This window comes from Moorena sp. SIO4G3 (assembly GCF_010692305.1).
In the GTDB taxonomy this organism is placed as follows: Bacteria; Cyanobacteriota; Cyanobacteriia; order Cyanobacteriales; family Coleofasciculaceae; genus Moorena; species Moorena producens_A.
In genome coordinates this window covers 21220-27219 of the sequence record NZ_JAAHIG010000094.1, presented here as the reverse complement: position 1 = coordinate 27219, position 6000 = coordinate 21220, and the positions used below count along the sequence as shown (strand labels likewise).

The window sequence follows — 6000 nt, the reverse complement described above, 5'->3', positions numbered from 1 at the left end:
AGATTGAGCGATGCTGGTCTTGGCTCAAAAGTCGTATTCGTAAACAACTTAAGCAGTTTGATTGTCTACGGGATGCGATGGAGTATGTCTTGGGTATAGCGTCCTAACCGCTGTGGCGGTTGCTATAATAGTTCAAACTCAGATTCCAAGGCTAATGATGGAGACCCGGAACTGGGGGTGCTGCGTTTGCGGCTCCAAGAAAAACCACCGACTCCACGTAAACCTACAGTATATTTACAGGGTAGAGTCAGTTATTTCAGAAGCGATAATATTTTCGCTGGAGTCGATCCAGTTGATGATGGTTTGTTGAGACCAGGAGTAACCCTATTAGCTGTACCATCCCTCGGACCTGACACTAAGCTGATAACGTCGGTAAGTGGTAATTTAGTGCGTTATGGAGATAGATCCCAACTTGATTATAATCAACTGAAAGTTAAGCTGGGAGTTCGTCAGCAGCTCTTGAAAAGAACCTATGGGGAGTTAGGATGGAGCAATCAACAGTTATTCAAGCAAGAGGCAGGCGATCGCTTCGCTCATTATAATTCTCTGTATCTTAGACTCAGCCGACGGGATTGGTTAGTAAAGAACTTAGCCTTAGATACGTCCTATAAGTTAACCCTACGTTTTGCTGATCCAGACACACGCTCTAAGATTAGTAATGTTTTCAGAGCATCTTTAGCCTATTACCCCTACCCCCGATTTAAAGCAGCTCTTAATTACCAACTTGCTTTATCTGACTATACAACACGGTATGATAACTATCATCAGTTAATTGGTCGTGTCAGTTATAAGATTTCTAGCAATAGTCAAATTTATTTGTATGGTGGACAAAGTTTTGGTTCTTCGTCCAATTCCAGAATTAATTTTGATGGGACAGTATTCGGTACAGGGATGAGTTTTAATTTACCTCTGTTTTGAGCTAAGCATTCAGCCGTCAGCCGTCAGCCGTCAGCCGTCAGCCTTGTGGCACAGGCTTTGGCCAAGGCCTTGGCCTTGGCCACGCTACGCGAATGGCCACGCTGTGCGAACGACGCTGTGAGGTAACTCAGCATTATTCCAATGCTTACTTATTTTATTCCAAAGCTGATACGCGACACGCTGATAGCTGATAGCTTACGTTTTGAGCAATTCAGTTTGTCAGCTAGTGGTGCGTCTCCCCATCTCTGCAAAGCGCACCTATTCACAATTTAAATGTGTGACAACATTAGGTAAGTTGTATAGCGCTACGCGCAAGTCAGCAAGGTTCTTGCGTCAGAAGTCAACAGTAAGCTAGACTCACGTTTCGGAGTTTAGGAATATCCTAATCTTAATGCGTAGTGCTATATATGCTATAATTAATTATAATCAAAGCGTAGTCGTTATGAGTTCGTGTATCAGATGCCCAACTCCCCTGTAGAAAATCTTGTCATTATCGGTTCTGGTCCTGCAGGTTACACAGCAGCTATTTATGCCGCACGAGCTAACCTGAAACCCTTAATGTTTGAAGGCTTCCAAGCTGGAGGAATCCCTGGTGGACAGCTGATGACTACCACAGAAGTAGAAAACTTCCCTGGCTTCCCAGAGGGAATCACCGGACCTCAATTAATGGAACGGATGAAGGCTCAAGCAGAACGCTGGGGCACTGAATGCTATACCGAAGATGTGATCGTTGTAGACTTAAGTCAGCGTCCCTTTACTGTGCGCTCTGAGGAACGGGAAGTAAAAACCCATAGTATTGTGATTGCTACCGGGGCAACAGCGAAACGGTTGCATTTACCCAGGGAAGCTCAGTACTGGAGTAATGGTATCTCAGCTTGTGCCATCTGTGATGGTGCATCTCCCCTTTTCAGTGGTCAGGAAGTGGCGGTAGTCGGGGGGGGTGACTCAGCGGCAGAGGAAGCTGTATATTTGACCAAGTATGGTTCCCATGTTCATCTGCTAGTACGTCGCCATGAGATGCGAGCTAGTAAAACCATGCAAGACCGGGTGTTGAATAATCCCAAAATTACTATTCACTGGAATACTCAGCCAGTGGATGTGTTTGGAGACAATGGTTCGATGACTGGCGTAAGAGTCCAGGATACTGAAACTGGTCAGGAAAAGGATATTTCAGTTCGCGGGATGTTTTACGCTATTGGTCACACTCCTAACACCTCCTTGTTTAGAGGACAACTGGAGTTAGATCAGGTGGGTTACATTGTCACTAAATCCGGTTCGGTGGAAACCAGTGTAGATGGAGTCTATGCTGTTGGTGATGTCCAAGACCATGAGTTCCGTCAAGCTATCACTGCGGCTGGGACAGGTTGTATGGGGGCTATGTTAGCAGAACGCTGGCTATCTGCTCATAACCTAATTCATGAGTATCATCAACAACCGGCATCAGAACAGCAAACGGCTGAAAAACCTGAAGAAACTGAAGAAAAAGTAGTAGCTGAGACGGCGGAAACCTTTGATATCAAGGAAACACGCCATCTGGGGGGCTATGCCTTGCGTAAACTTTTCCATGAAAGCGATCGCATAATCATGGTCAAGTATATTTCTCCGAGTTGTGGTCCTTGTAAGGTTCTCAAGCCCATGCTGGATAAAGTAGTAGATGAGTATAATGGCAAAATTCACTTTGTCGAGATCGATATTGACCAAGACAGAGAAATAGCTGAAAATGCTCAAGTGGTGGGAACACCTACCGTACAGTTATTTAAGGACAAAGAGTTCCTAGCGGAATTTAAAGGAATTAAGCAAAAGAGTGAGTATCGTCAAGCCATTGAACGGTATTTACCAACTACTGTTTAAGGGATAGGCAAAAGGCAAAAGGCAAAAGGCAAAAGGCAAAAGGCAAAAGGCAAAAGGTACACAAGATTGTTTACCTGATCAGTATGATAAATGCTATCAGTATCAAGGATGAAGGATGAGCTCAACCAAACAATCATTCCCCAGCTTTTTGTCTTTTACAAGAGGGCCTAGTCTATCCATCAAACTAATGGTAGCGGGACTAGTGATTACTGGTTGCTTTATCGTAGTAGCCATTTTCGCTCCTACCTTTCAAGCTTGGGGATGGCTACAAGACCCTACCCAGTCCCTCAGTAATCCCATTCATGAACCACCGAGCTGGAATCACTGGTTTGGTACCTCTCGCCAGGGTTATGATGTTTTCTCTCGCACCTGGTTTGGCTCTCAAGCTGCTCTAAAAGTAGTCGTTCTCGCCACCACCCTCAGCCTGATCATTGGTGTCCCTTTGGGGTTAATCAGTGGTTATCTCGGTGGCAAACTCGATCGGGTATTACTGTTTTTAATGGATACGATCTATACCTTGCCAGGACTACTGCTATCGGTGACTCTGGCCTTTGTAGTCGGTAGAGGAGTCTTCAATGCTGCGATCGCATTAAGTATTTCCTATGTCCCCCAATACTATCGGGTAGTCCGGAATCACACCACTAGCGTCAAAACTGAATTGTTCATCGAAGCCGCTCAAGCCCTGGGGGCTTCCCCTGGTAGGATATTATCGCGCTACCTATTTCTGAATGTGATTCAAAGTGTACCAGTTCTATTTACCCTCAACGCCGCTGATGCGATTTTAATCTTGGGAGGACTGGGATTTTTAGGATTAGGATTGCCAGAACAAACCCCAGAGTGGGGTCATGACTTACGTCAAGCCCTCGATGCCTTACCCACTGGCATTTGGTGGACAGCGCTCTTCCCTGGTTTAGCCATGACACTGATGGTGGTAGGATTGTCCTTAGTAGGAGAAGGATTAAGCGAGTTGATTAATCCCCGATTTCGTCAGAAACATTGAAATTATATATAGCACTACGGATTTAGATTAGGACATTCCTAAACTCCGAAACTTAGTCATAGCTGACTTCTGACTTCTGACTTCTGACGCTAAGCGTAGCGCTATAAAACCCTCTTGCCTTTTGCCTTTTGCCTATTGCCTTTTGCCTATTGCCTTTTGCCTATTACCTATTGCCTTTTGCCTTTTGCCTATTGCCTTTTGCCTTTTGCCTATTGCCTTTTGCCTATTGCCTTTTGCCTATTACCTTTTGCCTTTTGCCTTAAAATGCCTAAGGACAAATGACTCATGACAAATCACTAAGGACTAATGACTCAAGCCATAGGCATTGATTTAGGTGGCACTGCGATTAAGTTGGGACGCTTCCGTGAAGATGGAACCGAACTGGAGTCTCTAACAGTAGATACACCCCAACCAGCAACACCAACAGCGGTGATCGAAGCAATAGTAGCAGCAATCTCTCGTCTCGATACCAGGGAAGAAGTAATGGGTATCGGGGTTGGATGTCCTGGCCCTGCTGATGTTGCTGGAAGAATTGCTAAGGTTGCCATTAACCTAACGGATTGGCACGATGTTCCCCTAGCCGATCACTTAGAAGCCAAAGTCGGTTATCCCACAGTTGTTGCTAATGATGCTAACTGTGCTGGTTTAGGAGAAGCTTGGTTAGGGGCTGGTCGTCGGTTTCGGAATTTGATTCTACTCACCCTAGGCACAGGGGTAGGAGGGGCCATCATTTTCGATGGTCAACTCTTCACAGGTCATCTCGGGTCTGCTGGGGAGTTGGGCTTAATTAATCTATATCCCGATGGTCCCGAGGGTAATAGTGGTAATCGGGGTTCTCTAGAGCAATACCTTTCCATTAGGGCAATCCGAAGCAACAGTGGCAAAGAACCAGCAGAACTTGGTAAATTAGCCCAGCAAGGAAACCAGGAAGCCTTAGAATTTTGGGCAGATTACGGACGCTTATTAGGGATTGGGCTAACTAGTCTTATTTATCCACTGACACCAGAAGCCATTATTATTGGTGGTGGCATCAGTGCTAGTGCCGAGTTTTTCTTGCCAACAACTCTAGCAGAAATAGAGCAACGAGTTTTGCCTTCCTCCCGTACTGGTTTAGAGTTACTTAAAGCAGAATTAGGGAATCGAGCTGGAAGGGTGGGAGCAGCACGATTGGCTTGGCAAAAACATGTGAAATGAAGAATTTAGAATTTAGAATGAAGAATTTAGAATTTAGAATGTAGGGTGTGTTAGGGGCGGGCTTGCCCTAATTTTCCACTTCGAGTGCCAGTATTAGAATAGCCCGCCCCGTAACGCACCACCAAGTAGAATTTAGAATGAAGAATTTAGAATTTAGAATGTAGGGTGTGTTAGGGGCGGGCTTGGCCTAATTTTCCACTTCGAGCGCCAGTATTAGAATAGCCCGCCCCGTAACGCACCACCAAGTAGAATTTAGAATTTAGAATGAAGAATTTAGAATGTAGGGTGTGTTAGGGGCGGGCTTGCCCTAATTTTCTCAGTAGCAAGTTTTGGGACAGCCCGCCCCGTAACGCACCACCAGGTCTCCCCATACCCCATTTATTCCAAAAAACTATGATTGCTAATCCACAGCTTTCCCGGATGACTCCTGAAGAATACCTGGAGTGGGAACCGACTCAGGAGATTCGTTATGAGTATAGCGATGGGGAAGTCTTCGCCATGACCGGAGGCTCGAAACCCCACAACCGGATTGCTTTAAATTTGGCTAGTGATCTAAATACTCACCTACAAGACAGTAGCTGTGAGGTTTATATGGTAGATGTGAAGGTAAAAATATCTTCAGTTCGTTCCTACCACTATCCAGATGTAGTAGTAACTTGTGATTCCAGAGATCAAGAGTCTAACCAGTTTATTCAGTACCCCTGTCTGATTGTAGAAGTGCTCTCACCCTCTACAGAGGCATATGACCGGGGCAGTAAGTTTGCCAAATACCGCAAGCTAAAAACCTTGCAGGAGTATGTTCTAATCCAGTCAGAGACCATAGGAGTAGAATGTTTTAGGCGTAATCAGCAAGGGTTTTGGGTGCTTTATCCCTATGAAAAAGGGGATACGTTTCTTGATGCAATAGCGAGTGGGGGAAACCACGGCAGTTGCTCATGGGGGGAACCCCCAAGACCGCACTGCCTCCCCAAGACCGCGCTGCATCGCTTACCCTCGAAAGTGTCAACTTTTCTGTAAGTTTAGAAGCACTATATCGC

Annotated in this window: 6 protein-coding genes and 1 pseudogene; all 7 read left to right on the top strand. The window is 45.5% G+C overall.

Annotated elements, in window-relative coordinates; genetic code table 11:
* Positions 1–107, top strand: a pseudogene (locus F6J99_RS18175) (IS630 family transposase); the annotation flags it as partial.
* A gap of 70 nt (positions 108–177) precedes the next feature.
* On the top strand, positions 178–918 hold the full coding sequence (locus F6J99_RS18170; protein WP_293114114.1) for a hypothetical protein: 741 nt from the start codon (positions 178–180) through the stop codon (positions 916–918).
* Between the two features lie 459 nt (positions 919–1377).
* Positions 1378–2769, top strand: coding sequence for a thioredoxin-disulfide reductase (gene trxB / locus F6J99_RS18165; protein WP_293114113.1), 1392 nt, complete (start codon positions 1378–1380; stop codon positions 2767–2769).
* Positions 2770–2884: 115 nt separating this feature from the next.
* Positions 2885–3769 (top strand): ABC transporter permease, encoded by an 885-nt coding sequence (locus F6J99_RS18160; protein ID WP_070396192.1) that lies wholly within the window; start codon positions 2885–2887, stop codon positions 3767–3769.
* Between the two features lie 128 nt (positions 3770–3897).
* Positions 3898–4032 (top strand): hypothetical protein, encoded by a 135-nt coding sequence (locus F6J99_RS18155; protein ID WP_293114112.1) that lies wholly within the window; start codon positions 3898–3900, stop codon positions 4030–4032.
* A gap of 43 nt (positions 4033–4075) precedes the next feature.
* Positions 4076–4963: an ROK family protein gene (locus tag F6J99_RS18150; protein WP_293114111.1), complete on the top strand. Its 888-nt coding sequence runs from the start codon at positions 4076–4078 to the stop codon at positions 4961–4963.
* 393 nt (positions 4964–5356) lie between these two features.
* On the top strand, positions 5357–5980 hold the full coding sequence (locus tag F6J99_RS18145; protein ID WP_293114110.1) for a Uma2 family endonuclease: 624 nt from the start codon (positions 5357–5359) through the stop codon (positions 5978–5980).
* Positions 5981–6000: the final 20 nt, after the last annotated feature.